The sequence below is a fragment of the Actinomyces sp. genome, from assembly GCF_030524025.1.
GTDB lineage: Bacteria > Actinomycetota > Actinomycetes > Actinomycetales > Actinomycetaceae > Actinomyces.
Genome location: NZ_JAUNHI010000020.1, coordinates 12,989 through 38,106, shown reverse-complemented (window position 1 = coordinate 38,106; position 25,118 = coordinate 12,989). Strand labels below are relative to the sequence as shown.

Annotated in this window: 25 protein-coding genes; 4 read left to right on the top strand and 21 right to left on the bottom strand. The window is 71.0% G+C overall.

The features are described 5' to 3' along the window. Positions 1–6: 6 nt before the first annotated feature. The gene (locus Q4C85_RS08375) at positions 7–729 is read right to left on the bottom strand and encodes a MerR family transcriptional regulator (protein WP_303141263.1); all 723 of its coding nucleotides are present in this window, start codon (positions 727–729) and stop codon (positions 7–9) included. 421 nt (positions 730–1,150) lie between these two features. Continuing rightward, positions 1,151–2,806 (bottom strand): glucose-6-phosphate isomerase, encoded by a 1,656-nt coding sequence (gene pgi / locus Q4C85_RS08370; RefSeq protein ID WP_303141262.1) that lies wholly within the window; start codon positions 2,804–2,806, stop codon positions 1,151–1,153. A gap of 79 nt (positions 2,807–2,885) precedes the next feature. Here pgi and Q4C85_RS08365 point away from each other — a divergent pair, with 79 nt between their 5' ends. Together Q4C85_RS08365 and Q4C85_RS08360 are read left to right on the top strand one after the other, a co-directional pair. Further along, on the top strand, positions 2,886–3,743 hold the full coding sequence (locus Q4C85_RS08365; RefSeq protein WP_303141261.1) for a DNA alkylation repair protein: 858 nt from the start codon (positions 2,886–2,888) through the stop codon (positions 3,741–3,743). A gap of 943 nt (positions 3,744–4,686) precedes the next feature. Next, the gene (locus tag Q4C85_RS08360; RefSeq protein ID WP_303141260.1) at positions 4,687–5,409 is read left to right on the top strand and encodes a hypothetical protein; all 723 of its coding nucleotides are present in this window, start codon (positions 4,687–4,689) and stop codon (positions 5,407–5,409) included. 56 nt (positions 5,410–5,465) lie between these two features. Here the strand turns inward: Q4C85_RS08360 and Q4C85_RS08355 are convergent, their stop codons facing one another. Beyond that, positions 5,466–5,810 carry a helix-turn-helix domain-containing protein gene (locus Q4C85_RS08355; protein ID WP_368501440.1) on the bottom strand — a complete coding sequence of 115 codons (345 nt, stop codon included), beginning with the start codon at positions 5,808–5,810 and terminating at the stop codon, positions 5,466–5,468. Between Q4C85_RS08355 and Q4C85_RS08350 the strand changes: the two genes are divergently transcribed. Then, complete coding sequence (locus tag Q4C85_RS08350) at positions 5,779–6,126, top strand: VOC family protein (protein ID WP_368501439.1); 348 nt, start codon at positions 5,779–5,781, stop codon at positions 6,124–6,126. The genes Q4C85_RS08355 and Q4C85_RS08350 overlap by 32 nt on opposite strands. 62 nt (positions 6,127–6,188) lie before the next feature. On the opposite strand, the gene Q4C85_RS08345 is transcribed toward Q4C85_RS08350, so the two are convergent. Together Q4C85_RS08345 and Q4C85_RS08340 are read right to left on the bottom strand one after the other, a co-directional pair. Beyond that, a complete protein-coding gene (locus Q4C85_RS08345) occupies positions 6,189–6,446 on the bottom strand; it encodes a YetF domain-containing protein (RefSeq protein WP_303141259.1) in 258 nt (85 codons plus the stop codon). Further along, positions 6,394–6,762, bottom strand: coding sequence for a hypothetical protein (locus Q4C85_RS08340; RefSeq protein WP_303141257.1), 369 nt, complete (start codon positions 6,760–6,762; stop codon positions 6,394–6,396). The genes Q4C85_RS08345 and Q4C85_RS08340 overlap by 53 nt, the downstream gene beginning before the upstream one ends. Before the next feature lie 120 nt (positions 6,763–6,882). On the opposite strand from Q4C85_RS08340, the gene Q4C85_RS08335 reads away from it, so the two are divergent. After that, complete coding sequence (locus tag Q4C85_RS08335) at positions 6,883–7,110, top strand: hypothetical protein (RefSeq protein ID WP_303141255.1); 228 nt, start codon at positions 6,883–6,885, stop codon at positions 7,108–7,110. Between the two features lie 157 nt (positions 7,111–7,267). On the opposite strand, the gene der is transcribed toward Q4C85_RS08335, so the two are convergent. The 16 genes from der to uvrC all read right to left on the bottom strand — a co-directional run bounded on the left by der (position 7,268) and on the right by uvrC (position 25,090). Further along, a complete protein-coding gene (gene der / locus Q4C85_RS08330; RefSeq protein WP_303141254.1) occupies positions 7,268–9,433 on the bottom strand; it encodes a bifunctional cytidylate kinase/GTPase Der in 2,166 nt (721 codons plus the stop codon). A gap of 152 nt (positions 9,434–9,585) precedes the next feature. Then, positions 9,586–10,719, bottom strand: coding sequence for a prephenate dehydrogenase (locus Q4C85_RS08325; RefSeq protein WP_303141278.1), 1,134 nt, complete (start codon positions 10,717–10,719; stop codon positions 9,586–9,588). A 62-nt stretch (positions 10,720–10,781) separates the two neighbouring features. Beyond that, entirely contained in the window at positions 10,782–11,735 is a 954-nt protein-coding gene (locus Q4C85_RS08320) for a pseudouridine synthase (protein ID WP_303141253.1), read from the bottom strand. Beyond that, positions 11,732–12,340, bottom strand: a complete 609-nt coding sequence (gene scpB, locus Q4C85_RS08315) for an SMC-Scp complex subunit ScpB (RefSeq protein ID WP_303141251.1) — start codon at positions 12,338–12,340, stop codon at positions 11,732–11,734. Before scpB ends, Q4C85_RS08320 begins: the two co-directional genes overlap by 4 nt. Beyond that, positions 12,337–13,164 carry a ScpA family protein gene (locus tag Q4C85_RS08310; protein ID WP_303141249.1) on the bottom strand — a complete coding sequence of 276 codons (828 nt, stop codon included), beginning with the start codon at positions 13,162–13,164 and terminating at the stop codon, positions 12,337–12,339. The genes scpB and Q4C85_RS08310 overlap by 4 nt, the downstream gene beginning before the upstream one ends. Position 13,165: 1 nt before the next feature. Continuing rightward, positions 13,166–14,035, bottom strand: coding sequence for a ParA family protein (locus Q4C85_RS08305; RefSeq protein ID WP_303141247.1), 870 nt, complete (start codon positions 14,033–14,035; stop codon positions 13,166–13,168). A gap of 69 nt (positions 14,036–14,104) precedes the next feature. Then, complete coding sequence (gene xerD, locus Q4C85_RS08300) at positions 14,105–15,091, bottom strand: site-specific tyrosine recombinase XerD (protein ID WP_303141245.1); 987 nt, start codon at positions 15,089–15,091, stop codon at positions 14,105–14,107. Further along, the gene (gene secG, locus Q4C85_RS08295) at positions 15,075–15,317 is read right to left on the bottom strand and encodes a preprotein translocase subunit SecG (RefSeq protein ID WP_303141276.1); all 243 of its coding nucleotides are present in this window, start codon (positions 15,315–15,317) and stop codon (positions 15,075–15,077) included. Before secG ends, xerD begins: the two co-directional genes overlap by 17 nt. 188 nt (positions 15,318–15,505) lie before the next feature. Further along, positions 15,506–16,285 (bottom strand): triose-phosphate isomerase, encoded by a 780-nt coding sequence (gene tpiA, locus Q4C85_RS08290; protein WP_303141243.1) that lies wholly within the window; start codon positions 16,283–16,285, stop codon positions 15,506–15,508. Between the two features lie 7 nt (positions 16,286–16,292). Further along, positions 16,293–17,486 (bottom strand): phosphoglycerate kinase, encoded by a 1,194-nt coding sequence (pgk, locus tag Q4C85_RS08285; RefSeq protein ID WP_303141241.1) that lies wholly within the window; start codon positions 17,484–17,486, stop codon positions 16,293–16,295. A 165-nt stretch (positions 17,487–17,651) separates the two neighbouring features. After that, on the bottom strand, positions 17,652–18,656 hold the full coding sequence (gene gap, locus Q4C85_RS08280) for a type I glyceraldehyde-3-phosphate dehydrogenase (protein ID WP_303141239.1): 1,005 nt from the start codon (positions 18,654–18,656) through the stop codon (positions 17,652–17,654). Positions 18,657–18,901: 245 nt separating this feature from the next. Then, positions 18,902–19,882, bottom strand: a complete 981-nt coding sequence (whiA, locus tag Q4C85_RS08275) for a DNA-binding protein WhiA (RefSeq protein ID WP_303141236.1) — start codon at positions 19,880–19,882, stop codon at positions 18,902–18,904. Between the two features lie 25 nt (positions 19,883–19,907). After that, positions 19,908–20,939 carry a uridine diphosphate-N-acetylglucosamine-binding protein YvcK gene (yvcK, locus tag Q4C85_RS08270; RefSeq protein ID WP_303141234.1) on the bottom strand — a complete coding sequence of 344 codons (1,032 nt, stop codon included), beginning with the start codon at positions 20,937–20,939 and terminating at the stop codon, positions 19,908–19,910. A gap of 47 nt (positions 20,940–20,986) precedes the next feature. Continuing rightward, positions 20,987–21,967 (bottom strand): RNase adapter RapZ, encoded by a 981-nt coding sequence (gene rapZ, locus Q4C85_RS08265; protein WP_303141232.1) that lies wholly within the window; start codon positions 21,965–21,967, stop codon positions 20,987–20,989. A 64-nt stretch (positions 21,968–22,031) separates the two neighbouring features. Then, on the bottom strand, positions 22,032–22,874 hold the full coding sequence (locus tag Q4C85_RS08260; RefSeq protein ID WP_303141229.1) for a PRD domain-containing protein: 843 nt from the start codon (positions 22,872–22,874) through the stop codon (positions 22,032–22,034). A gap of 59 nt (positions 22,875–22,933) precedes the next feature. Next, positions 22,934–25,090 carry an excinuclease ABC subunit UvrC gene (uvrC, locus tag Q4C85_RS08255; protein WP_303141227.1) on the bottom strand — a complete coding sequence of 719 codons (2,157 nt, stop codon included), beginning with the start codon at positions 25,088–25,090 and terminating at the stop codon, positions 22,934–22,936. Between the last annotated feature and the right edge of the window lie 28 nt (positions 25,091–25,118).

Sequence of the window (25,118 nt, the reverse complement as noted above, 5' to 3'; positions counted from 1 at the left end):
CGACCATCACCACAGGCTGTCCTCCGGGCCGTCCGGTGCCTCACGTCCCGCAGGCGCCTCGCTGTCGCCCACGGCTCGGCCCGGAGGGTCGGCCGGTGCCGGTGCGGCCATGGCGTCCTCCTGGGCCAGGCGTCGCAGTGCCGACAGCATCCGGTCCCCGAGCACGTTCAACGCGACGAGGCTGACCACGGCGTTCTCGGCACCCTTCACCCGGCGGAGGATCTCGGCCTCCTGCTCGGCCAGCTCTTCGGCTGCGGCGGCATACTGGTCCAAGAGATCAACGACCTCGTGGGCGCCGAGCTCCTCCAGAGCCACGAGCGTGCGCGCCAGCGTGGCCCGCGCCGGGTTGTTCGCCGACACGGTCCACCACCGACCGGCGATCAAGGTCTCGACCCTGACCAGCGCCTCGTCTGGCGCCGGCGCCCCGGAGTGGTCCGTCGGCGTCAGGGCGTACTGGACCGCGGAGACAACCTCTTCACCCCCCGCCGGGACCTCGCCCGCAGGGTCCTGCGCTCTCAGGTGCTCCAGGACGGAGCGGGCGCCCGGCACGGACAGTCCGCCAACGTCGATGAGGGCGCGCACCAGCCGCAGCGCCTGCAGGTGCGTCTCGTCGTAGACCGCCTGGTTGGGGCTTGTCAGCTCGCCTGCGGGCACAAGGCCCTCGCGGATGTAGTAGCGGATCGTCGGCGCCCCGACGCCGGAGCGGGCGCTCAGCTGAGCCATCTTCATCGGCGGACCTCCGCACCAAGCCTAGAGGCATCGGCCGCGGGCGGGGCGCTTCTTGGGCGGGCTCATCGAGCCGCAGCGAGCGCGTGCGTAGCGAACTATGCGTACCACACGACGCATCCCCACGATGCGGGATCGGCTATGCATAGCCCACTATGCGTGCTGGTCGTGCGTTGCCCGATCGGCCGGGGCTCGCCCTGCTCCGTCGTGGGCTGGAGGGCCTCAGACGCGGCGGTGGGCCGGCGCCCGCCGGCCCCGGGGGGGGCACCCCGGGGCCGGCGGGCGGCGGGGGGGCCCCGGCGCCCGGGCCCGGGCGGGGGGGGCCCGCCGGCCCGGGGGGGGGGGGGGGGGCCCCCCGCGGGGGGGGCCCCCGCCCCCCCCCGCCCGGCGGCGGCCCCCCGCCGGACCGGAGCCGCTCAGGGGGTCACCGGCGCAGCTGCCGGTAGCGGGTGATGAGCCCCTGGGTCGAGGAGTCCTGGGCCGCCAGGGCCTCGGCGTCGCCCTGGACGGCCGGGGCGATCTCCAGGGCGAGCTTCTTGCCCAGCTCGACCCCCCACTGGTCGAAGGAGTCGATCCCCCACACGATGCCCTGGGTGAAGGTGATGTGCTCGTACAGGGCGATGAGCTGGCCGACCACCGAGGGGGTCAGGGCCGGGGCGAGGATCGAGGTCGTCGGCTTGTTGCCGGTGAACACGCGCGCGGGCACGATCTCCTCGGGCGTGCCCTCGGCGCGCACCTCCTCGGCGGTCTTGCCGAAGGCCAGGGCGGCGGTCTGGGCCAGGTAGTTGGACAGGAACAGCTCGTGGACGTCCACGCCCCCGTCCTTGATGGGGTGGGCGGGTGTGGCCACGGCGATGAAGTCGGCGGGGATGAGCCGGGTGCCCTGGTGGATGAGCTGGTAGAAGGCGTGCTGGCCGTTGGTGCCCGGCTCGCCCCAGAAGATCTCGCCGGTCTGGGTGGTCACCGGCGAGCCGTCCCAGCGCACCGACTTGCCGTTGGACTCCATCGTCAGCTGCTGGAGGTAGGCGGCGAAGCGGTGGAGGTCCTGGGCGTAGGGCAGCACGGCGTGGGACTCGGCCTGGTAGAAGTTGACGTACCAGACGTTGAGCAGACCCATGAGCATGGGGACGTTGTCGGCCGGCGCCCGGGTGGCGAAGTGCTCGTCGATGGCGTGGAAGCCGGCGAGGAAGTCGGCGAAGTTCTCCGGGCCGATGGCCACTGCCAGCACGGTGCCGACGGCGGAGTCCACCGAGTAGCGGCCTCCCACCCAGCTCCAGAAGCCGAAGGCGTTGTCGGGGTCGATGCCGAACTCGGCGACCTTGTCCAAGGCGGTGGACACGGCCACGAAGTGCTTGGCGATCGCGCCCTCGGTCCCGATCCCGCGGGCCTGGAGGGCGGCGAGGAACCAGTCGCGGGCCATGCGGGCGTTGGTCAGCGTCTCCAGGGTGGTGAAGGTCTTGGAGGCGATGATGAACAGGGTCGTCTCGGGGTCGAGGTCAGCGACCTTCTCGGCGCAGTCGGCCGGGTCGATGTTGGAGATGAAGCGGCAGCTCAGGCCCTCCTGGACGTAGGGCTTGAGGGCCTCGTAGACCATGACCGGACCCAGGTCCGAGCCGCCGATACCGATGTTGACCACCGTCTCGATGCGCTTGCCGGTCACCCCGGTCCACTCCCCCGAGCGCACGCGCTCGGCGAAGGCGTAGACCTTGGCCAGGGTGGCGTGGACGTCGGCGATGACGTCCTGGCCGTCGACGACGAGGGTGTCTGTGGCCGGGCGGCGCAGGGCAGTGTGGAGGACGGCCCGGTCCTCGGTGACATTGATGTGCTCGCCGGCGTACATGGCGTCGCGCCTGCCGGGGACGTCGACGGCCTCAGCAAGCTCGGCCAGGGCGGCGCGGACCTCGTCGGTGAGGTAGTTCTTCGACAGGTCGACGAACAGGTCGCCGACCTCGAAGGAGAAGCGTTCGGCGCGGCCGGGGTCCTTAGCGAACCAGGTGCGCAGGTCGGGGCTCAGGGTCGAGTGGAGCTCGGTCAGGCGTGTCCAGGCGGGCGTGGTGGTGGGGTCAACCGGAGTCAGCATGTCGTTAGCCTATCGGTGCGGTGGGCAGTCGACCCATGACCGCCGTCCCGGATCCACTGTTGTGCGCGAAAGGCGTCCGATGAGTACCGAACCTCTGACCACTGCCGAGGCCGTCGCCCAGGCACTGGCGGCCCTGGCCTCGCCTGCCAAGGCCGAGCAGATGGCCCGTTACCTGCGGGCCGTGCCCGGGGGCTACGGGGAGGGCGACCGCTTCCGAGGGCTGACGATGCCCCGCATGCGCGCGGTCGCCAAGCGCGCCGTGCTCGACGACGGCCAGCTCAAGCTGCTCGTTGCGAGCCCTTGGCACGAGGACCGCATGGCCGCACTCCTGGTCGCAGTCGGCCAGGCGCTGCCGCTCAACCGGCTGCTGGCCCGGTGGCGGGCGGCTGAGGCGGGCCGGGTGGCGCCGACGACGAGGATCGAGGCCGCACAGGTGCGGCAGGCGGAGCTGGGCGGCATGTACCTGGAGTGGGTGCGGTGCGGGCGCGTTAACAACTGGGACCTTGTCGACGCCTCGGCCGAGCACCTCGTCGGCCCCTGGCTGCTGGAGCCCCTGGCGGCGCGGAACGTGGGAGCGGCGGGGCACTCGGCCTCTCCCCCGCTGCCCGCCGAGATCGAGCGGCTATTGAGCAGCCACAGCCTGTGGGAGCGGCGGGTGGCGGTCCTGGCCACCTTCGCCACGACCCGCACGGGAACCGACTGGCCGACCTATGCAGTGGCCGCGCTACTGCTCGACGACCCCGAGGATCTCATCCACAAGGCGGTCGGCTGGATGCTGCGCGAGGCCGGGAAACGGGTCGACGAGCAGACGCTGCGCTCCTTCCTCGATACCTACGGGTACCGCATGCCGCGCACGATGCTGCGCTACGCCATCGAACGCCTCGACCCTGAGGCGCGGGCGGCGTACTTGGCGCTGCCACGGCACCCTCAGCGCTGAGGAGCGCTGGGCGGCGTCCGGCCACGGAACGGTCACGGCCCGCCACAGCAGCCGCTGGACAGCGGCGCTGCTCGATAGCATGTCTCCGTCGGTGGCGAGCAGGGTGGAAGGGGCCCGAAATGGCGAGGACGATGATGCGGGCGGGGTACCTACAGGGTGTGCGTGCAGGGACCGGTTGGGACAGTGGCCTCATCTTAGGGTCTTCCCTGGCTGGGTCGTGCTTGCACTTCTGGCCTCCAGGGCACCGTGGGGTGACGGGCACTCCGGTCGTCCCAGTGGCTAGCTAACTGGTGCTGCACTGGGACTTGCAACCCTCAGCTTCACGTGGCCGATGCGCCGCTCGCCAATATCAGCGGCCAACGGATAGGAAATGCGATTGCGCCACACGGTGAGATCTCGCCTTGAGTTCGACAGAAATGGTGGCAGCACCCCTTGATCGTCCCTCCAGAATGGATGATGCTCCCGAATGAAATACACGCTCGCCGATATTTTCGTCCCACAGTTCACAAGAATGCGATGAGGAGCAATGAATAAACTAGACCCTGACCTATACTATTGTCCGATCGATCTAACTGTCCCTTTTTTATTGACCGAAGAAGAGCCCGACTATAATTCGATCTCCCACTATTGGCGACGCGTAGCGGGTGCAGGGTATTGTAGAGAGTCCTATATACCACTATTTGACTCACGAAGAGGTACTGTAACTCACGCTCAAATTTCCACCGCCTTCGAAGCGGTCCCGGAGCCCGCCAATCCATGGGATCCTTGCGCGGTCCGCCTCGACCTCGATGGAAAAAAGGCCGGATATGTTAATGCGAGTGCGTCCCCAAGGATATACTCTATAGCGCGCTATTGGGAACTCCAGGGCTGGAAATGCGCGCTTCCCGGGGCGATTTGGCTCGACACCTATAAAGATCGCGATGAGTTTAGCGTAAGTTCCTGGGTGGCACTTCCCACGATACAAGAAGTCAAGAACCACATACCGGTTGACCTTATTATACGAGAACTCGCTTCGTGGTGGAAAATTGCACCTCAAGACATACGAGATGACCTAGAAGCATCGCGCTTTCACCTGTCTTCCAAGGTCCGTCGTCATCTGCTCGACAATCATCAACTAGTTCCGCACGTACCTTTAGAGGGAGCGGCGGCAGGACCTTCTCCGCTGGTTGTCGATTGGGCGCTCGCAGAAATTCGAACAGCGTTCTATCAAGAAAAAGCCAACAAGCGCGCATTAAAGCGACAGCAGCTCGAAGCCATTGCTTTAGAAAAAGTTCGCTCAGGAATGAGTTATGCTGCTGTCGCCAGGAGTCTGGGTGTCAGTCCTACAACTATTTCAAGTATAGCGAAAAGGCATGGAATTAAGAGTACGGGAAACCCTATTGATGCCCCTCGGGTCGTCGAACGATGCCGTGAGGCTTTGTCGCTACGGTTATCAGGCATGTCGGTGGCTGAGGTCGGCAGAACGATAGGCGTCAGCTCTCGCACTGCCGAGAAACTGCTTCAAGATGCCAGATTCTACGATACTCCCCATAAATATCCAGGACGACTACGTTTAGCGGAGAGCCATATCCGCGGGGAATTGGGTGACGATATGGAGGCATCGAACAACCAAAAGCGACGGGCGCATCGCGATGCGGCTGTGCTCACTTATCTGCGGTTAGGATAATGAGTCTATCGCGCCCGGACTGTGGCAGTCGATCGGTCGGCGAGTGGCCGTCGGGTTCACCGAGTGCTCTCGTGCCGGCTGCGGTAGCCGCTGGGGGCCAGGCCGAGCACGGTGCGGAAGTCGGCGGCCAGGTGCGCCTGATCGGCGTAGCCGAGGTCGGCGGCGACCTCTCCGATGGATAGCCCCGGCTTCTCACGCAGACGCTGAGCCGCCTCCTGAAGACGGTAGCGGCGGATGACAGCCAGCGGCGGCAGCCCGATGTATCGCTCGGCCAATCGTTGGACGCTGCGCACCGACATCACCAGGCGCCCGGCCAGCTGCTCGACCCGCACCATCGCGCGATCAGAAGCGATGATTTCCTCCAGGTCATTGGCCGCCAGCGCCGAGTTCGACTTCGGCAACGGCGAGCTCCAGCTCGGCGCTCCCCTGGCCGACTTCGGCCTCGTGCCCCCACCTGAGGGTGAGGAGGTCTGCTACTCGATGGGCCTGTACTGCCCCGACGTCGACGCTGTCGTCGAGGCCGCCCGGCAGACCGGCGCCGTGATCCGGGAGCCGGCCACTACCTTCGTCTCCGGGGACCGTTACCGCTACGCCTCCCGGCGCGACCCCTTCGGTGTGCGCTGGACGGTCATGACCCGGGTCGAGGACGTCTCCGAGGCCGAGAGCGCCCGCCGCATCGCCGCCTGGGCCGCCCAGGCAGGCAGTGCCCAGGACTGACAGGTCCGCCGTCCGGCCTCCGCGTAGTCGCACGAGGGCCGTCCGATAGGCAGCCGGCCACGTCACCGATCCCCGTTCGGCGGCTGCGGGCCCGCGGCGATCGCCGCCTTGAGCCCAGCGACCGCCGCATCGAGCTCGGCCCTGGTCACGGCCTGCTCCGCAGGCCGCAGATGCACATCGATGTCGCCGCCCGGCTCGATGACCGCGATGTCAACGTCGGTGATGTCATTGGCGCCCTGCCTGCGCAGGGCGCCGGCCAGCTCCCGCTCAGAGGTGCCCAGGCGCCTGAGCGCCCGCCGGTCGATGAGCCCGTTGCGCACGACCACCGTGCCCTGTCCCTCCCGGGGCCCACCGCACTCGTGGCAGGCGCTGGGCCCACCTGTCCGCCGCGACGTTGACCACGATGAGGACGACCGCCCCCAGCAGACCGCCGAGCAGCGAGTTGTCCGGGCCGATGATCGCGTTTTGAACGACGTTGCTCAACAGCAGGACCACGACGAGGTCCAGGCTATTCATCTGCGCCATGAGACGCTTGCCCGCCACGCGCAGCAGCACCGCGATGGCGAGATAGACGACCACGGTACGCAGCACCTTGTCGGCCACAGGGACGGTCATGACGAACAGGTCGCTCCACATGCGGCCATCCTCCCAGCATGTCCTCACCCGCGCCTCCACCCCGGCCCGGGCATGCGGGGTGGCGGAGCAGCGCAGCCAGCCCCCCACCGCCGTGCTCCCGACGATTGACAGCGTCGATGCGTGGACACGCGCCCCACCCCCATGAAACCGGCCCCGGACAGGGCAAGGCTCATCCGCTGGCTCATCACCCTCGTGGTCGTCGCCAACTGGGCCGTCACCGCTCAGCTGGTGCTGCGCGTGACCGGTGAATGGCTCGACGGCGTCGGTTCCGTCGCTGCGGGACTGACCGCACTGCTGAGTGTGCCGGCCCTCGCCGTCGTCGCCTGTCTGCTTGTCCGGGCCTGGTGACATCGAGGGACCCCGGGCGAGCCGAACGATCTCCGACGGGTACTCATCGCTGAGGTTCTGCTCCTCCTGCTGTTCATGGCCTCCACGGTGCTCATGGTCCTCGGCGTGTGAGGTCTCGCGCGGAAGACTTCCTCCCCGGGATGCCGCCCGGGACCGCTCACCTGCGGCGACGGTCCCGCTTCTCGCGCACGCGCACCCCGATCTGGATCGGGGTGCCCACAAAACCGAACTCCTCGCGCAGGCGGCGCTCGATGAAGCGCCGGTAGCCGGCGTCCAGGAAGCCGGTGGTGAAGATGACAATGCGCGGCGGGGCGGTCTGCGCCTGGGTGGCGAACAGGATCCGCGGCTGCTTGCCACCGCGCAGGGGGTGGGGCGTGGCCGACTGCAGCTGGCCGAGGAAGGCATTGAGCCTCCCGGTGGGCACCCGGGTGGTCCACCCCTCCAGGGCGGCGTCCAGGGCGCGCACGAGCCGGTTGGTGTGCCAACCCGTGCGGGCAGCCACGTTGATGTGCGGCGCCCAGGAGACGTGACCCAGGTCGTGCTCGGTCTCCCAGGCGAGCATCTTCTGACGCTCCTCATCGACAAGATCCCACTTGTTGTTGACCAGCACGAGGGCCCGGCCGGCGTCGACCACCTGCTGGATGACCCGCACGTCCTGCTCACTGACCGGCTCGGAGGCGTCAAGCAGCACAACGGCCACCTCCGCCTTCTCGATGGCGCCCTGGGTGCGCAGCACCGCGTAGTAGTCTGCACCCCGCGTCTGGCGCACCCGGCGGCGGATCCCGGCGGTGTCGACGAACATCCACTGGCGCCCATCGAGCTCGACGACCTCGTCGACGGGGTCACGGGTCGTTCCGGCCACCTCGTTGACGACCACCCGCTGGGCGCCGGCGATCGAGTTGAGCAGGCTCGACTTGCCGACATTGGGCCGGCCCACGAGTGCCACCCGGTGCAGGTCGCCGTCCGGCACCGGACCGGCCACCGCCGAGACCTCTGGCAGCACCGCCAGCGCGGCGTCGAGGACCTCCCCCGAACCGCGCCCATGGAGGGCCGAGACCGCGTAAGGCTCCCCCAGGCCCAAGTTCCACAGGGCGGCGGCGTCCCCCTCCTGCGCCGAGGAGTCGACCTTGTTGGCCGCCAGGATCACCGGCTTGCTGCTGCGACGCAGCATCTTGACGATCGATGCGTCCGTGTCGGTGATCCCCACCTGGGCGTCGACAACGAGCAGGACGGCATCGGCCAGCTCGACAGCCACCTCCGCCTGGGTGGCGACGGCGGCGTCCAGGCCCTCGACGTCGACCTCCCAGCCGCCGGTGTCGACGATGGTGAAACGCCGCCCGGCCCACTCGGCCGGGTAGGAGACGCGGTCGCGAGTCACGCCCGGGGTGTCCTGGACCACCGCGACCCGGCGACCCAGGACCCGGTTGACCAGCGTCGACTTGCCGACGTTCGGGCGTCCGACCACCGCCAGGACCGGCAGCCCGGCCTCCAGGCCGTCCTGTCCGGTGGGGATCTCCTCGCCGGACAGCAGCGCCAGATCCTCCTCGTCGAGCTCGTAGTCCTCCAGCCCGGCGCGCAGGGCCTCGGCGTGCCGCACCGCCTCGGCGTCGCGCTCGGCCGCCTCGTCCAGGGCCGCCTCGATGAGGGAGATGACGTGCTCGACACTCTCGGCCAGGTCCATCTGCGAGGTGTCGACAACCGTGACGCCCTCAGGAGCGGTGAGGAACTGGGAGACCGTGGCGTCGTCCCGGTCGCGGCGCACGACCTGGTCCCGCAACGCGGCAGCATCCACCGACTTGCCGGCGGCGTCGAGGTCGGCGGCCCGGCGGTGCAGCCGGGCCTCCTCCGAGGCGGTCAGCAGAAGGCGGACATCGGCCTGCGGGGCCACGACGGTCGTCGTGTCACGCCCCTCGGCGACCACCCCGGCCCCCTGGGAGAAGGAGCCGCGCAGCCCCACCGCCTCGGCGTGGATGATCTCACGCTGAAGACGGGCCAGCTCGGCGCGCACCTCCAGGTTCGTGGCCACCTTCGAGACCACCTGGGAGATGTGCGGATCACGGATGGCCTCGGCGATGTCGACGCCGTCGCACTCCACGCCGGGGTCCTCGGGGTCCATGCCCATGACCAGGGGCATCGTCTCGACCGCGCGGGTGACCGCCGCGGCATTGTCCAGCGCGATGCCGCAGTGCTCGCACCACCAGGCGGCGGCACGGTACATGGCACCGGTGTCAAGATAGGCCAGGCCGAGCTCGGCGGCCACCCGCCGCGAGACGGTCGACTTGCCCGACCCGCTCGGCCCGTCGATGGCGACGACGACTCCCATATGCTCCTCCAGCCCTTCGGTCAACTCGCCCAAGGGTCCCACACCGAAACACCTCCGCGGCCCGGCCGTGCCGATGAATCCGCGCACAGTCCCGCGCCCACCTCCGAGAAGGCGAACTATTCGGCAGACCGCGGCACTGCACTGCCAGCGGCTCAGGACACGACGACGCGCCAGCCCCGCTGGTCCAGGGCCGCCTCGAGGGGCTGGGCGGCGCTGGGCAGCACCGAGAGGGTCGCGATGCCCACCGACTGGCCCGCCGAGTGCTCCAGGCCGAAGTCCTCGATATTGATCCCCGCCTCGCCGATGTCGCCGAACAGCCGGCCCAGGGAGCCTGCCGAGTCGGGCACGAGAACCTGCACCTCGGCGTAACGGCGCGGCGCTCCCCCGTGCTTACCGGGAATGCGCGCGCGCCCGGTGCCGCCGCGGGTCATCACGTCGGTGACGGCTCCCACCGCACCCGGGGCGAGGACCCCGGCGCGTCCGGGTGCCGCGAGCTCGGGGCTGCCCGGAGCCACGGCGGCCGCCGACACGCCCTCGATGAGGCGGTCGAGGTCCTCGCGCAGCTCGCGCAGGATCGCGGCCACCGGGCCGGCGTTGCCCACGACGATCGCCGACCACAGGCGCGGGTCGGAGGCCGCGATCCTCGTCGTGTCCCGCAGGCCCTGGCCGGCCAGGGCCAGAGCGCTTTCGGGCAGGACCTCGAGACGGGCCGCCAGGAGGGAGGACACGAGCTGGGGCACGTGGGAGACGGCCGCCACCGCGGCGTCGTGCTCCGCCGCGCCCATGCGCACCGGTGTGGCCCCGACGTCCACGGCGAGGTTGCGCACGGCCAGCTCGGCCTCCGGGGCGGAGCCATCGGCCACGACCACCCAGGGCCGCCCGACGAACAGGTCGGCGTCGGCCGACCCGGCCCCCGAGCGCTCCCGGCCGGCCATCGGGTGGCTGCCGACGTAGCGGCGTGCCTGCCGCCCGGCGTGGGCACGGACCTCGGCGGCCACCCGCTCCTTGACCGAGGCGACGTCGGTGACCACCGCCTCGGGGTGAGCGGCGAGCTGGTCGAGAACGACGACGGCGGTCACGTCCGGGGGCGTGGCCACGACAACGAGCCGCGGCTCCTCGTCCCGCGGCGCCCGCGGCATGCCTGCGCCCATGTCCCGGGCCAGGGCCAGGGAGGTCGGCGAGGTGTCCTCCAGCTGGACCTCGATACCGGCGGAGGACAGTGCCAGCGCCAAGGAGGTGCCCAGCAGGCCCGAGCCCACGACGAGGACAGGGCCGGCGGTGGACACCGTGGCCGAGGGGTTGGTCGGTGGCCGGCCGTGGCCGGCTCCGGGCCCGGGGCCCGGGGCGCTCACAGCCCCACCTCGGCCTGGAGGGCGCGGATCTCCTGGCCCGTCAGCGCCCGGACCTGCCCGGGCCGCAGGGAGCCGATGCCCAGCGGCCCGATCCGGGTGCGTGACAGGCGCACGACCGGGTGGCCGACGGCCGCCAGCATGCGTCGCACGATCCGGTTGCGGCCCGAGTGCAGGGTGAGCTCGACGATCGAGCCGCCGGGACCGGAGTCTTTGACCACCACCCGGTCGGCGCTGGCCATCCCGTCATCGAGCTCGATGCCGCGCTTGAGCTTGCGGGGCACCCATGGCTCGACCGCCCCCTCGACGATCGCGACATAGGTCTTGGAGATCTCGTAGGAGGGGTGCATGAGGCGGTGGGACAGCTCCCCGTCGTTGGACAGCAGCAGCAGCCCCTCGGTGTCGGTGTCGAGGCGCCCGACGTGCACGAGACGCACTGAGCCGGGATCGGCCAGCTCCTCGGCGTGCTCGGCCACCCAGCGCCTGCCGATCTCGGCGACCGTGGGCCGCCCCTCGGGGTCGTCCATCGTCGTGACCACCCCGGCGGGCTTGTGGAGCACCACGGTGATGAGGTCGGGGTTGGCCAGGACGCGTGAGCCGTCGACCCTGATCTCCTGGGAACGGGGGTCCACGCGCACCCCGGGCTCGGCGACGGTGACCCCGTCGACGCTCACCCTGCCGGCGTTGATGAGGCCCTCGCAGGCCCGCCGCGAGCCCACCCCGGCCCGGGCGAGGACCTTCTGGAGGCGCACACCGCCCTCGACATGGGGGTCATCCGCCCCGCCGCGCGCCGCCCGCAGGCGCTCGGCGATGGCCAGGGCCTCGGCGTCCTCGTCGAGGGCCTGGGCGTCGAAGTCGGCCAGGGTGCGGGCGTCGGCGGTCTCGTCGAGCTCGATGAGGTCGTCCTCGTCGTAGAACTCCTCGGTTCCGAAGTCCAGGCGTCCGGTGCTCATCGCGGGGTCCTTCCAGTCATCTCCTCCTCGATGTCCCCCAGGACCGAGGTGTCGGGCAGGTAGGGCGCCAGGGGCGGCAGCTCGCCCAGGGAGTCGATGCCCAGGTACTCGAGGAACTCGGCGGTCGTGCGGTACAGGATGGCGCCGCTGGGCTCGGTGCCGGTCTCCTCGATCAGCCCCCGGGCGTGGAGGGTGCGCACGACGCCGTCGACATTGACCCCCCGGATAGCGGCCACCCGCCCCCGGGTGACCGGCTGGCGGTAGGCGATGACCGCCAAGGTCTCCAGGGCCGCCTGGGAGAGCCGGGCGGTCGCCCCGCCGATGACGAAGCGCTCGACGAGGTCGGAGAACTCCGGGGACGAGGCCAGCCGCCACCCCCCGGCGGCGCGCCGCAGCACGAAGCCGCTCGGCCGCCCGCCGTCCTGGCCGGCGTACTCCCGGGCCAGGGACTCCAGGAGCTCCTCGGCCTGCGGTGCCCCGACCCCGAGGGCCTCGCCCAGGGCGGCGGGCGTGACCGGCTCGTCGGAGACGATGAGCACCGCCTCGACGGCGGCGCGCAGCCGCTCCGGGCCGTCGGCGCCCCCCGATCCTCCACGGGTGCTCATGCGAACTCCTCCTCCAGGTCGGCCCCGACCAGTGCGGTCGGCTCCTGGCCGCCGCACCAGGTCACGGTGATCTCCCCCATGGCCTCCTCCTGGCTGAGGTCGACCTCGCCCTGGCGGTGCAGGAGGAGCAGGGCCAGGAAGCGGGCGACGACGACGGCGGTGCGCCCCGCGTCGGCGGTCAGCTCGGCGAAGCTGAGGGTCCCGTGGCGCCGGAGCCGCTCGGCCAGGAGGCCGACCTGCTCCCCCACGGGCACTCGCTCGTGGAGATGGACGGTCTGGACGCCGGGGTCCCGCGGGCGGGTCAGCGCCCCGGCGGCCAACCGGGCCAGGTCCTGGGGCCCGATGGTGGCGATGAGCCGGGGCAGGAGAGCGGCGAGCTCGGCAGGGGGCGCCACGGCACGCGGGTGGCTGCGCGAGGCGGTCGCGGCCCTTCGGGCCAGCGCGGCCGCCGCCTCCTTGTAGGCCCGGTACTGCAGCAGGCGCGCGAAGAGCAGGTCACGCGCCTCGAGCAGCTCCATGTCTTCGTCCTCCTCCTGCGGGTCGTGGGGCAGGAGCCGGTGGGCCTTGAGCGCCAGGAGGGTAGAGGCGACCACGACGAACTCGCTGGCGTGCTCCAGGTCCCAGTCGGCCCGCATGTGGGCGATGAAGTCATCGGTCACCTCCGCCAGGGCGAGCTCGGTGACATCGAGGCGCCGACGGGCGATGAGGGCGAGCAGCAGGTCGAAAGGCCCCTCGAACTGGGGCAGGCTCACCGAGAAGCCGGGCACCCGCTGGGGGCCGTCGACGGTGTCAGGCGAGCTGTCGAGGGCCGGCGCCAGCGTCATCTCAGGCGACATCACCGCGGGCGATAATCTCCCGCGCCAGGCGCCGGTAGGCCTCGGCGCCGGCGTGCCCCGGGGCGTAGGAGGTGATGGGCTCGCTGGCCACCGAGGCGTCGGGGAACTTGATGGTGCGCCGGATGCGAGTGTCGAAGAGCTGCTCAGCGAAGGCGTCCTCGAGCCGCTCGAGCACCTCCCGGGAGTGCAGAGTGCGCTGGTCGACCATCGTGGCCAGGATCCCGTCGATCTGCAGGCGGGGGTTGAGACGGTCGCGCACGCGGTCGACGGTCTCGACGAGCAGGGCGACCCCGCGCAGGGCGAAGAACTCGGTCTCCAAGGGGATGATGACCCCGTGCGAGGCGGTCAGCGCGTTGATGGTCAGCAGGCCGAGCGAGGGCTGGCAGTCAACCAGGATGATGTCGTAGTCGTCCAGCACGGGGCGCAGCACCCGGGTGAGGGCCTGCTCGCGGGCCACCTCGTTGACGAGCTGGACCTCGGCGGCCGACAGGTCGATGTTGGCCGGGACGATGTCCAGGTCCGGCACGCCGGTGGGCAGGATGACGGTGCGCACGTCGGGGCGGGAGGCCACGAGCAGGTCGTAGATGGTGGTGTCGAGCTCGTTGGCGTTGATCCCCAGTCCGGCGCTGGCCGCGCCCTGGGGGTCGAAGTCGACGACAAGCACCTTGCGCCCGTACTCGGCCAGGGCGGCGCCCAGGTTGATGGTGGTCGTCGTCTTGCCGACCCCGCCCTTCTGGTTGCACATGGAGATGACGCGCGCCGGACCATGGGACTCCAGCGGCGCGGGTTCAGGGAACACCTTGTCCTCGACGACGATGTCGGGGAGGTCGATCATGCCGGGCTGGTTGGAGTCGTTCACGCGGGCAGCCTAATCGACAACGCCTCACTCGACCCGGATGTCGACGCCGGGACGGGCCAGTCCGGGGCCTCAGCCCTGGGCGCGCGGGTGGCTCGTGGCGTAGACCTCGCGCAGGTGGTCGACGGTCACGCGCGTGTAGATCTGGGTGGTCGTCACCGAGGCGTGCCCGAGCATCTCCTGGACGACGCGCACGTCGGCCCCGCCCGACAGCAGGTGGGTGGCGAAGGAGTGGCGCAGGGTGTGGGGCGAGACCCGCCGCTGCCCCGAGGGGTCGTCCAGGCCCGCGCCGGCCGCGGCCCGCTGCAGCACCATCCAGGCGGACTGGCGGGACAGGGGGCGTCCGCGGGTGTTGAGGAAGACCTCGGCGCATCCCGTCCCCCTGGCGGCCAGCACAGGGCGGCCGCGCACGAGGTAGGCATCGAGCGCCTTCCAGGCGTACTGGCCCACGGGCACGAGCCGCTCCTTGCGGCCCTTGCCGAACAGCCGCAGGCAGCCGGCCTCGGGGTCGAGGTCGTCGACGGCCAGGGAGACCGCCTCGGTGATGCGCGCCCCGGTGGCGTAGAGGACCTCGAGCAGGGCGCGGTCGCGCAGGGCCTCGGGGGTGTCCTCGTGGCCGACCGACTCCAGGAGCCGGCTCACCTCCTCGACGGTCAGGGCCTTGGGCAGGCGGCGCCCGACCTGGGGCGGGCGCACCTGGGCGGAGGGGTCCAGCGCCGTGGCCCCCTCCTCGTGGAGGAAACGGTGCCACCCGCGCACGGCCGTGACCGTGCGCGAGGCAGAAGCCGGGGCCAGGGGGCGCCCCCCGTCGGCCCCGGTGCGCAGCGCCTCGAGGAAGGCGGCCACGTCCTGCTCCCCCACGCCGGCCGGGTCGGTGATCCCGCGCGCGGTGAGAAAGGCGAGGTAGCGGGTCAGGTCGCGCTCGTAGGCGGCCAGTGTGTTGGGGCTCAGCCCCCGCTCGACCCGCAGGTGGGCGAGGTAACTGCTCAGGGCCCGCTCGGCCGCACCGCCCCGCGGGTCCAAGCTCGCCGGAAGGGGCTGCTCAGACGAGCTTGGCAAGAAGACCGAGCCCGATGATGGTGGCGGTCCACACGAGAGCGACCCCCACCGTGATCCGGTCGAGGTTGCGCTCGGCAACACCGGAGGTGCCCGCCGAGGAGGAGATGCCACCACCGAACATGTCCGACAGCCCGCCTCCCTTGCCCTTGTGCAGGAGCACCGACATGATGAGGAAGAAGCTCGTCAGGACCAGGAGCACCTGGAGGATGATGCGCAGCACGTCCATGCCGTCGTTCCCTTCGTCGTCGTACGGCCCCGGCCGGGCCGCCCCGGGGTCAGGCATGGGGCGACCTGGCGCCCCGTCCGCCCCGGACTCTACCCGATGAACGCCCCGGGGCCCGGCCGCCTCCTGTGTGAGGTGGCCGGGCCCCGGTCTCGATCACGTCGCAGCGCCGAGGGCGCGGGTGCGCCGGCTCAGGCGTAGAAGCCCGCCATCGCGGCGAAGGACTCCGCCTTGAGGGAGGCCCCGCCGATCAGGGCACCGTCGACATCGGGCTGAGCCATGAGCTCCTTGATGTTGTCGGGCTTGGCCGAGCCGCCGTACAGGACCCGGACCGCGTCGGCGGTCGCGTCGCCGTAGTCGGCGCGCAGCGCCTCGCGGATCGCACCGCAGACCTCCTGGGCGTCCTCGGCGGTGGCCGTCTCACCGGTGCCGATGGCCCAGATCGGCTCGTAGGCGATGACGATCTTGGCCACGTCCTCGCCGGTCCATCCCTCCAGGGCGGCCCGGACCTGGGCCAGGACGAACTCGACGTGCGTGCCGGCCTTGCGGACCTCGAGGGCCTCGCCGCAGCACAGGATCGGCGTCATGCCGGCGTCGAGGACCTTGCGGGCCTTGGCCCCCACGAGGGCGTCGGACTCGCCGTGGTACTCGCGGCGCTCGGAGTGGCCCATGACGACGTGGGTGACGCCGAGCTTGGTGAGCATCGCCGTGGAGATCTCACCGGTGTAGGCGCCGTTGTCGTGGACCGAGACGTCCTGGGCGCCGTACTTGATGCCGAGGTTGTCGGCGTCGACGATCGTCTGGACGGTGCGGATGTCGGTGAAGGGCGGGATAACGACGACCTCGCACTTGGTGTAGTCGTGCCCCGCGTCGTTGAGCGCCAGGGCCAGGCCCTGGACGAGGTGGTTGGCCTCGAGGTGGTCGAGGTTCATCTTCCAGTTGCCCGCCATGAGCGGGATGCGGTTGGTCATGAGTGTGTCAGCCTTCCAGGACAGCGATGCCGGGCAGGACCTTGCCCTCGAGGAGCTCGAGGGAGGCGCCGCCACCGGTGGAGATGTGAGAGAACGTGGACTCGTCGAAGCCCAGCGTGCGCACGGCGGCCGCGGAGTCGCCGCCGCCGATGACGGAGAACGCGTCGGACTCCGAGATCGCCTTGGCCACCGCCTTGGTGCCCTCGGCGAAGGCCTCGAACTCGAACACGCCCACGGGACCGTTCCACACGACCGTCTTGGAGTCGGCGATCGCCTTGGCGAAGATCTCGCGGGTCTCGGGGCCGATGTCCAGGCCCATCTGGTCGGCCGGGATGGCCGAGGAGGCCACGACCGTGGCCGGGGCGTCAGCGCCGAAGTAGGGGGCGACGACGGTGTCCACCGGCAGGAGCAGCTCGACGCCGTTGTCCTTGGCGGTGGCGATGTAGCCCTTGACCGTCTCGACCTGGTCGGCCTCGAGCAGGGAGGTGCCCACCTCGTGGCCCTGGGCCACGAGGAAGGTGTAGGCCATGCCGCCGCCGACGATGAGGCGGTCGGCCTTGGACAGGAGGTTGGCGATGACGCCGAGCTTGTCGGAGACCTTTGAGCCGCCCAGCACGACGGTGTAGGGGCGCTCGGGGTCGGAGATGGCCCGGCCCAGGGACTCGATCTCCTTGAGCACGAGCAGGCCGGCGGCCGAGGGCAGGATCTTGGCGACGTCGTAGACCGAGGCCTGCTTGCGGTGGACCACACCGAAGCCGTCGGAGACGAACACGTCGGCCAGGGCGGCCAGCTCGGCGGCGAAGGCCTCGCGCTCGGCGTCGTCCTTGGAGGTCTCGGCGGCGTTGAAGCGCACGTTCTCCAGCAGGACGATCTCGCCGTCGCCCATGGCCGCCACGGCGGCCTTGGCGGACTCGCCGACGGTGTCCTCGGCCAGCGTGACGCTGACACCGGCGACCTCCGCCAGGCGGGAGGCGACCGGGGCCAGGGAGTAGTCGGGGTTGACCTCGCCCTTGGGACGACCCAGGTGGGCGACGATGACGACCTTGGCGCCCGCGTCGAGCAGGGTGCGCAGGGTCGGGAGGGCCGCCTGGATGCGGCCGTCGTCGGTGATGTTCTTGTCGGCGTCCAGCGGGACGTTGAAGTCGGAGCGGACCAGGACGCGCTTGCCCTTGAGGTCGCCCAGGGACTCGATGGTCTTCATACGAATGCCTCTTATCGGTCGGGGGTGGTGGCTGGGTGGGACGTGCCGGCGCGGGCACCGGCTGGTGGCGGCGGCTGCCGGCCGACGCCTCTGACGGACTGCGCCCGCGCACGCCGGGGCGTGCGCGGGCGCAGCGTCATGGGAGCATCGTGCTCGGGAGCCGGCTCAGAGGCGCTCGCCGATGTAGGCGGTCAGCTCGACGAGGCGGTTGGAGTAGCCCCACTCGTTGTCGTACCAGGACAGGACCTTGACGAGGTCACCGATCACCTTGGTCTCGTTGGCGTCGAAGATCGAGGAGTGCGGGTCGCCCACGATGTCAGTCGAGACGATCGGGTCCTCGGTGTAGGCAAGGATGCCCTTGAGGTCGCCCTCGGCGGCGGCCTTGACGGCGGCCTTGACGGCGTCGACCGACACCTCCTTCTCGGCCTGGAAGGTCAGGTCAGTCAGCGAGCCGGTCGGGGTGGGGACGCGCACGGCCAGGCCGTCGAACTTGCCCTTGAGCTCGGGCAGGACGAGAGCCACCGCCTGGGCGGCACCGGTCTTGGTCGGGATCATGTTGAGCGCGGCCGCCCGGGCGCGGCGCAGGTCACCGTGGGGGGCGTCCAGGACGCGCTGGTCACCGGTGTAGGAGTGGATCGTCGTCATAATGCCGCGCACGATGCCGAAGTTCTCGTGGAGGACCTTGGCCAGCGGGGCGAGGCAGTTGGTGGTGCACGAGGCGTTGGACACGATGGTCATCGTGGCGCTGTCGTAGTCGCCCTCGTTGACACCCATGACGAAGGTGCCGTCGACATTCTTCGCCGGGGCGGAGATGACGACCTTCTTGGCGCCACCGTCGACGTGGGCCTTGGCCTTCTCACCGTCGGTGAAGAAGCCGGTGGACTCCACCACGACGTCGGCACCGAGCTCGCCCCAGGGCAGGTCGGCGGGGTTGCGCTGCGCGAGCACCTTGATGTGCTTGCCGTTGACGACGATGCCGTCCTCGTCGTAAGTGACCTCGCCGTCGAAGCGGCCGAGGATGGAGTCGTACTTGAGCAGGTGGGCGAGGGTCTTGTTGTCCGTCAGGTCGTTGACGGCCACGACCTCGATGTCCGCACCCTGCTCCAGGGCGGCGCGGAAGAAGTTGCGGCCAATACGACCGAAGCCGTTGATACCAACGCGGGTGGTCACTTTGTGTCCTCCTAGTGCGCCGCTCAAGGCGCACGTATTCGTAGCTCTTCGCACACCAGGTGTGCTCCGGTCCGGGCGGGACGGATCCTTCTCGTTCCGGCACGAGTGAGTCTAGCCTCACGCGACGGTCACATGCGAGGGCCGGGCACGCCAGCGGCGAACACATCCGGCCCCGGTGAGGCCGTCGATGGTGTATGACGCACGTTTTCACACCGGCCCGGGACCCTCGTCCCATGCCCAGGGGCTCACAGGTCAAGCATGTCCTGGGTGAGGACCGACTCGGTGTCGGGCACACCCAGCTCGTGGGCGCGCTTGTCGGCCATAGCCAGCAGGCGGCGGATGCGTCCGGCCACGGCGTCCTTGGTCAGCTGGGGGTCGGAGAGCTGGCCAAGCTCCTCGAGGGAGGCCTGCTTGTGCTCCACACGCAGGCGTCCGGCCTGGACGAGGTGGTCGGGGACGTCGTCGCCCAGGATCTCGAAGGCGCGCTCGACCCTGGCCCCGCTGGCGACGGCCGCACGGGCAGAGCGGCGCAGGTTGGCGTCGTCGAAGTTGGCCAGGCGGTTGGCCGTTCCCCGGGTCTCGCGGCGCGAGCGCCGCTCCCCCCAGGCGGCGAAGGCCTCGAGGGCGCCCATGCGGTGGAGCAGCACCCCGATGGCCTCGCCGTCGCGCACGACGACGCGGTCGGCCCCGCGGACCTCGCGCGCCTTGGCTGAGACGTCGAAGCGGCGGGCGGCTCCGACCAGGGCCAGGGCCGCCTCCGATCCGGGGCAGGTGACCTCCAGCGCCGAGGACCGCCCGGGCTCGGTCAGGGAGCCGCGGGCCAGGAAGGCGCCCCGCCAGGCGGCCGCGGCGGCGTTGCGTCCGCCCTGGACCACCGCCACGGGCATGCCGCGCACCGGGCGCCCGCGGCCGTCGACCAGGCCGGTCAGGCGGGCCAGGTCCTTGCCCCGGTCGACCACGCGCAGGACGTAGCGGCTGCCCCGGTGCAGGGACCCCGCCTGGACGACGAGGACCTCTGGGTCCATGTTGTACAGCTCCTTGAGGTCGCGGTGGAGGCGGCGAACCGTCCCCCCGTGGTCGAGCTCGGCCTCGACGACGATGCGGCCGGAGACGATGTGGAGGCCTCCGGCGAAGCGCAGCAGGGAGGCGACCTCGGCACGCCTCTGGGCGGCGTTGTCGGAGGTCACGCGCGCGAGCTCGTCCTTGACGGTCACCGTCAGCGACATGGCAGATGCTCCTGGGTTGGGTCGGTCAGGGTCGGGCGGGGTGCTCGTCGTGTGCGGGCCGGGTGTCCCCGACATCGCCGACGGCCCCGTCGAAGGCGTCGCGGAAGGCGGCCGCCAGGCGCAGGGGGTCGTGGTGGCACAGGGTCTCGCTCGTGCGCACCTGGCGCAGGACGAGCACGGCGCCCAGGCCCTGGGCGACCCCCTGGAGGTCCTCGATGTCCTCCACCGCCGAGGGATCGGCGATGACGACGTCCAGGCGCAGGTCCGGAGCGTACTCGGCCAGAACCCGCAGGTGGTCGGCGGCGCTCATCCCCTCGGTCTCACCGGTCTGCTCGGACAGGTTGAGCACGACCGCCTTGCGGGCGGGGGTGCTGACCAGCGAGCGGTGCATCGCCGGCAGGATGAGGTGCGGCAGGACGGAGGTGTACCAGGAGCCAGGCCCCAGGACCACCCAGTCGGCCTCGTCGATGGCCCGCACCGCCTCGGGGTGGGCGTCGGCGTCAGCGGGGACCACGCCCACGTTCTCCATCCTGCCCCGGGTCGTGGCCACGGCGACTTGGCCCGACACGCGCCGACGGTCCGTGCCGTTGACGATATCGGCCTCGATGACCAGCGGGGAGGCGCTCATCGGCACGACCCGTCCGTGGATGCCCAGCAGCCGCCCGACCCAGGCCAGCCCGGCGACCTCGTCGTCGAGCAGCTGCCACAGCGCCAGGATGAGCAGGTTGCCCAGGGCGTGGTTATCGAGCTCCCCGGCACCGGCGAAGCGGTGCTGAAGAACATCGCGCCAGGTCAGACCCCACTCGGAGTCGTCGGTCAGCGCGGCCAGGGCCATGCGCAGGTCACCGGGGGGCAGACAGCCGAACTCGTCGCGCAACCGGCCCGAGGAGCCGCCGTCGTCGGCGACGGTGACCACGGCGGTCAACCGGTGGGAGACGTGACGCAGCGCCCGCAGCGTCGCCGACAGGCCGTGCCCCCCTCCGAGGGCGACGACGGCGGGACCCTCCGCCCCGCGACGCGGCCAGCCCGAGGAGTCGATGGTGGCGTGGTTGCTCATCGGTGCATCGCCCTCCGTCGTTCGTTCTTCGCCCGTGCCATGGCGCCTCACTCCCGGCCCAGGTCCCGGTGCTGGGTGGAGACCTTGAAGCCCGCGGCGCGCAGGTGCGCCGAGATGCGCTCGGCGGAGGCCACCGACCGGTGCTTGCCGCCTGTGCAGCCCACGGCGATCGTGACATAGGGCTTGAGCTCGTCGACATAGCTCGGCAGCGCCGGGATCATGAGGTCGGCGTAGCCGTCGATGAAGGCCGTCGCCCCGTCCTGGCGGAAGACGTAGTCGGCCACGGGGGCGTCGCGCCCGGTCAGGTGGCGCAGCTCGGAGACCCAGTAGGGGTTGGGGATGAAGCGCACGTCGACGACGTGGTCGGCGTCCAGGGGCAGGCCGTACTTGAAGCCGAAGGACATGACGGTCACGCGCAGGGCGAGGTCGGACTCGGTGGCCACGAGCTCGCGCACCCGGCGGGCCAGGTCGTGGACCGAGTAGTCGGTCGTCGTGATGACGTCGTCCGCCGAGGCCTTGAGGCCGGCCAGCAGCGTGCGCTCGTGCTGGATGCCGTCGAGGATCGAGCCGGTGCCCTGCAGGGGGTGAGGGCGCCGGGAGGACTCGAAGCGCCGGATGAGCGAGGCGTCCGAGGAGTCCAGGAAGATCACGCGCACGGTCACGCCGGTCTCCCGCAACTCGCCGAGGTACTTCATGAAGCTGGCGAAGAAGTCCCGGCTGCGCACGTCCACGACCGCGGCCAGGCGGTGGACGCCGGCGCCGACGGTCGTCATCATGCCGGCCAGCGCGGGCAGCAGCTGCGGGGGCAGGTTGTCCACGACATACCAGTCGAGGTCCTCCAGGGCCATCGCCGCCCGAGACCGGCCGGCGCCCGACATGCCGGTGACGATGATCATCTCCGGACGCTGGGCAGGGGGCACCTGCGGGGCGGCCTCGTCGATGGCCGGGATGCCCTCGGGCACCGTGTCCTCCAGGGCGATGCGCGTGCGCTCGCGCCGGGAGTCGTGCGGGCTGTCCTGAGCGTCCATGTGCCAAGCATCGCATGCACCGGGCCTCCCGCAGGCGTATCTCGCGCCGTGGCGCGGCTCGGCATCAGTCTCCCGCGCCGATGCCGGCCTCGAGCCTGGCGACGTGCATGGTCAGGTAGGCCAGCTCGTCGTCGGACACCGAGATGCCCAGGCGCAGCTCGAGCAGGCCCTTGACACGCAGCGCCACCTGGTAGGCGTGCGGCCGGTCCTCGCGCAGCGCCCCGGCGATGACCGATGCGGTGCCGTCCTCGACCTGGGCGGTGCGGGCCCGGGCCAGGAAGTAGCGCAGGTGGGTGGCGAAGCGCGCCGCGTTGACCGAGCCGGTGTCGAAGCCCGGCCCGTAGGCCGAGGACAGCAGCTCCATGACCTGGCGGATGAGCCGGGACTGAGCCACCGCCTCGCGGGTCGAGGCGGCCCCCACGGCGGCGGTGAACAGGTGGAGGGCCAAGGCGTAGGCCTCCCCCGCAGGAAGCTGGATGTCCTGGGCAGCGTTGAGCTCGTCGACCATGCGCTCGGCCAGGACCAGCTCCTCGGGGTGGAGGTGGGCGACCTCCGCCCGCAGGGGGTAATCCATGTTCGCCCCCTGGCTCACCCGCTCCATGGCCTGGCTGACGTGGTCGATGACCGCGACGATCGTCGAGGCGGGGACGCGCCCTCCCAGCTCGCGGGCCGCGGCCAGGAAGACCCGTTCGATCAGCGCGATGCGCGCCAGGGGGATGCCGGCCAGCACCTCGCCCAGGCTCTCGGCCTGCTGGGCCAGAACGTAGCGGCGGGCGATCAGCGCGGTGTCGACGCGCTGCCCGGGGCGGGCACCGAAGCCGATGCCCCTGCCGGTCAGGACCGCCTCACGGCCCAGCTCATCGCGCGCCAGCACCACGTTGTTGTTGAACACCCGCAGGATCGTCACTGGCCGATTGTGACACCCCAGCTGCCTGGCCGGGCGCCGTTGGCCCACGGGCTGCGGGCTCAGGCGGGCGGGTCGGCGCCCGGGCTGAGGTGTGCGACGACGGTCGCGGCGAGGGCCGGGCCGATCCCCTTGACGGTCGCGATCTCCTCGACGGTGGCGGCGCGCAGGCGCTTGACCGAGCCGAAGGCCTTGAGCAGCGCCGCCTGGCGCGCGGGCCCCAGCCCGGGGACGTCGTCGAGGGCCGAGCGGGTCATGCCCTTGGAGCGGCGGGACCGGTGGTGGGAGATGGCGAAGCGGTGGGACTCGTCACGCAGGTGCTGGAGGAGGTAGAGGGCCGCCGAGCCCCGGGGCAGCACGACGGGGAACTCCTCGCCGGGGACCCACACCTCTTCCAGCCGTTTGGCTAGCCCCACCACCGGGATGTCTATTCCCAGCTCGTCCATGACCGAGCGGGCGACGCCCACCTGGGGCAGGCCGCCGTCGACGACGATGAGGCCGGGGGCGTAGGCGAAGCGACGAGCCCTGCCGGTGGCCGGGTCGACCGGCCCCGAGACGATGAGGTCCTCCTGGCCCACCTCCTCCTGGGCGCCCTCGGTCCCGGCATCCGCGCCGGCGGCCGCCCCCGGATCGGCCGGGAGCCGTCGGAGGCGCCGTTGGAGGACCTCACGCATGGCGGCGGTGTCGTCGGCGGCGCCCGTACCCTGCGGGCCACGCACGACGAAGTGGCGGTAGTCCGACTTGCGCGGGGCTCCGTCCTCGAAGACGACCATGGAGCCGACCTGGTGGGCGCCCTGGGTGTGGGAGATGTCGAAGCACTCCAGGCGCAAGGGGGGCTCAGGCAGATCGAGCGCCTCGGCCAACTCCTCGAGTGCCGCCGAGCGTTGGGTGAGGTCGCTCGCCCGGCGCGTGCGGTGCAGGCGCAGCGCCTCCTCGGCATTGCGGCGCACCGTGTCCATGAGCGCGGCCTTGTCGCCGCGCCGCGGGACCCGCAGCTCGACGCGCGCCCCGCGCAGCCCGGTCAGCCAGTCCTGGACGGCCGCCGCGTCCTCGGGCAGGACCGGCACGAGGACTTCGCGGGGCACCGCCGTCGTGGCGGTATGGACGACGTCGTCGACGCTGGTGGCCCCGGTCTCGCCCTCGCGCGGCAACCGGGCCCCGCTGGGACCGGAGCGTTGGGCCGGGCTGGATGGCGCGCGCCCGCCCACGCCCAGGGACGTGGTCGGGCCAGAGCGGGGGGCGTCGTGGCCTCCGGCGGTCCGGTGGTCGTCGGCGGGGTCGGGCAGCTCGGCGTAGACCTGGTGGAGGAGCCGCTCGATGAGCTCGGCCTGGGTGGCGTCCTCGATGAGGTCGATGACCCACCCCCGCTGGCCGCGCACCCTGCCTCCGCGGACGTGGAAGACCTGGACGGCTGCCGTCAGCTCGTCCCAGGCCAGGGCGAAGACGTCGGCGTCGGTGGCGTCGGGCAGGACGACGGCGTTGCGCTCGATGACCTTGCGCAGCGCCTCGGCGTCGTCACGCAAGCGGGCGGCGCGTTCGAACTCCAGCTGCTGGGAGGCCGCCTGCATCCGGGTCTCCAGGTCATGCAGGTAGGGGCCGGTGCGCCCGGCCATGAAGGCGCAGAAGTCCTCGGCCAGCTCGCGGTGGGCGGCCCGGTCGATCCGGCCCACGCAGGGCGCCGAGCACTTGTCGATGTAGCCCAGCAGGCAGGGTCTGCCCGAGGCGGCGGCCCGCCGGAAGACACCCGGGGAGCAGGAGCGGATGGGGAAGACGCGCAGCAGGTGGTCGAGGGTCTCGCGGATCGACCACGCCTGGACGAAGGGGCCGAAGTAGCGGGTGCCGGGCCTGCGGGCCCCGCGCACCACCTGGGCGCGCGGGAACTCCTCCCCCATGGTGACCGCCAGGTAGGGGTAGGACTTGTCGTCCTTGTACATGACGTTGAAGCGGGGGTTGAACTCCTTGATCCAGGAGTACTCGAGCGCCAGGGACTCGACCTCGGTGGACACGACCGTCCACTCCACGGCGCAGGCGGTCGTCACCATCGTCTGGGTGCGGGGGTGCAGCGCGGCGACGTCCTGGAAGTAGGACGACAGGCGGGCGCGCAGGTTCTTGGCCTTGCCGACGTAGATGACCCGGCCCTCGGGGTCCAAGAAGCGGTAGACCCCGGGAGACGTCGGGATCTCGCCGGGGGCGGGGCGGTACGTCGAGGGGTCGGCCATGGGCGACAGCCTAGATAATCGATCCCAA

Coding starts and splice junctions, on each gene's coding strand:
- rapZ (WP_303141232.1), bottom strand. CDS start 21,967: ATGGACGCTCAGGACAGCCCGCACGACTCCCGGCGCGAGCGCACGCGC.
- Q4C85_RS08340 (WP_303141257.1), bottom strand. CDS start 6,762: ATGTGGAGCGACCTGTTCGTCATGACCGTCCCTGTGGCCGACAAGGTG.
- tpiA (WP_303141243.1), bottom strand. CDS start 16,285: ATGACCAACCGCATCCCGCTCATGGCGGGCAACTGGAAGATGAACCTC.
- whiA (WP_303141236.1), bottom strand. CDS start 19,882: ATGTCGCTGACGGTGACCGTCAAGGACGAGCTCGCGCGCGTGACCTCC.
- pgk (WP_303141241.1), bottom strand. CDS start 17,486: ATGAAGACCATCGAGTCCCTGGGCGACCTCAAGGGCAAGCGCGTCCTG.
- Q4C85_RS08375 (WP_303141263.1), bottom strand. CDS start 729: ATGAAGATGGCTCAGCTGAGCGCCCGCTCCGGCGTCGGGGCGCCGACG.
- pgi (WP_303141262.1), bottom strand. CDS start 2,806: ATGCTGACTCCGGTTGACCCCACCACCACGCCCGCCTGGACACGCCTG.
- scpB (WP_303141251.1), bottom strand. CDS start 12,340: ATGAGCACCCGTGGAGGATCGGGGGGCGCCGACGGCCCGGAGCGGCTG.
- secG (WP_303141276.1), bottom strand. CDS start 15,317: ATGGACGTGCTGCGCATCATCCTCCAGGTGCTCCTGGTCCTGACGAGC.
- yvcK (WP_303141234.1), bottom strand. CDS start 20,939: ATGAGCAACCACGCCACCATCGACTCCTCGGGCTGGCCGCGTCGCGGG.
- uvrC (WP_303141227.1), bottom strand. CDS start 25,090: ATGGCCGACCCCTCGACGTACCGCCCCGCCCCCGGCGAGATCCCGACG.
- der (WP_303141254.1), bottom strand. CDS start 9,433: ATGGGAGTCGTCGTCGCCATCGACGGGCCGAGCGGGTCGGGCAAGTCG.
- Q4C85_RS08310 (WP_303141249.1), bottom strand. CDS start 13,164: ATGACGCTGGCGCCGGCCCTCGACAGCTCGCCTGACACCGTCGACGGC.
- Q4C85_RS08365 (WP_303141261.1), top strand. CDS start 2,886: ATGAGTACCGAACCTCTGACCACTGCCGAGGCCGTCGCCCAGGCACTG.
- Q4C85_RS08320 (WP_303141253.1), bottom strand. CDS start 11,735: ATGAGCACCGGACGCCTGGACTTCGGAACCGAGGAGTTCTACGACGAG.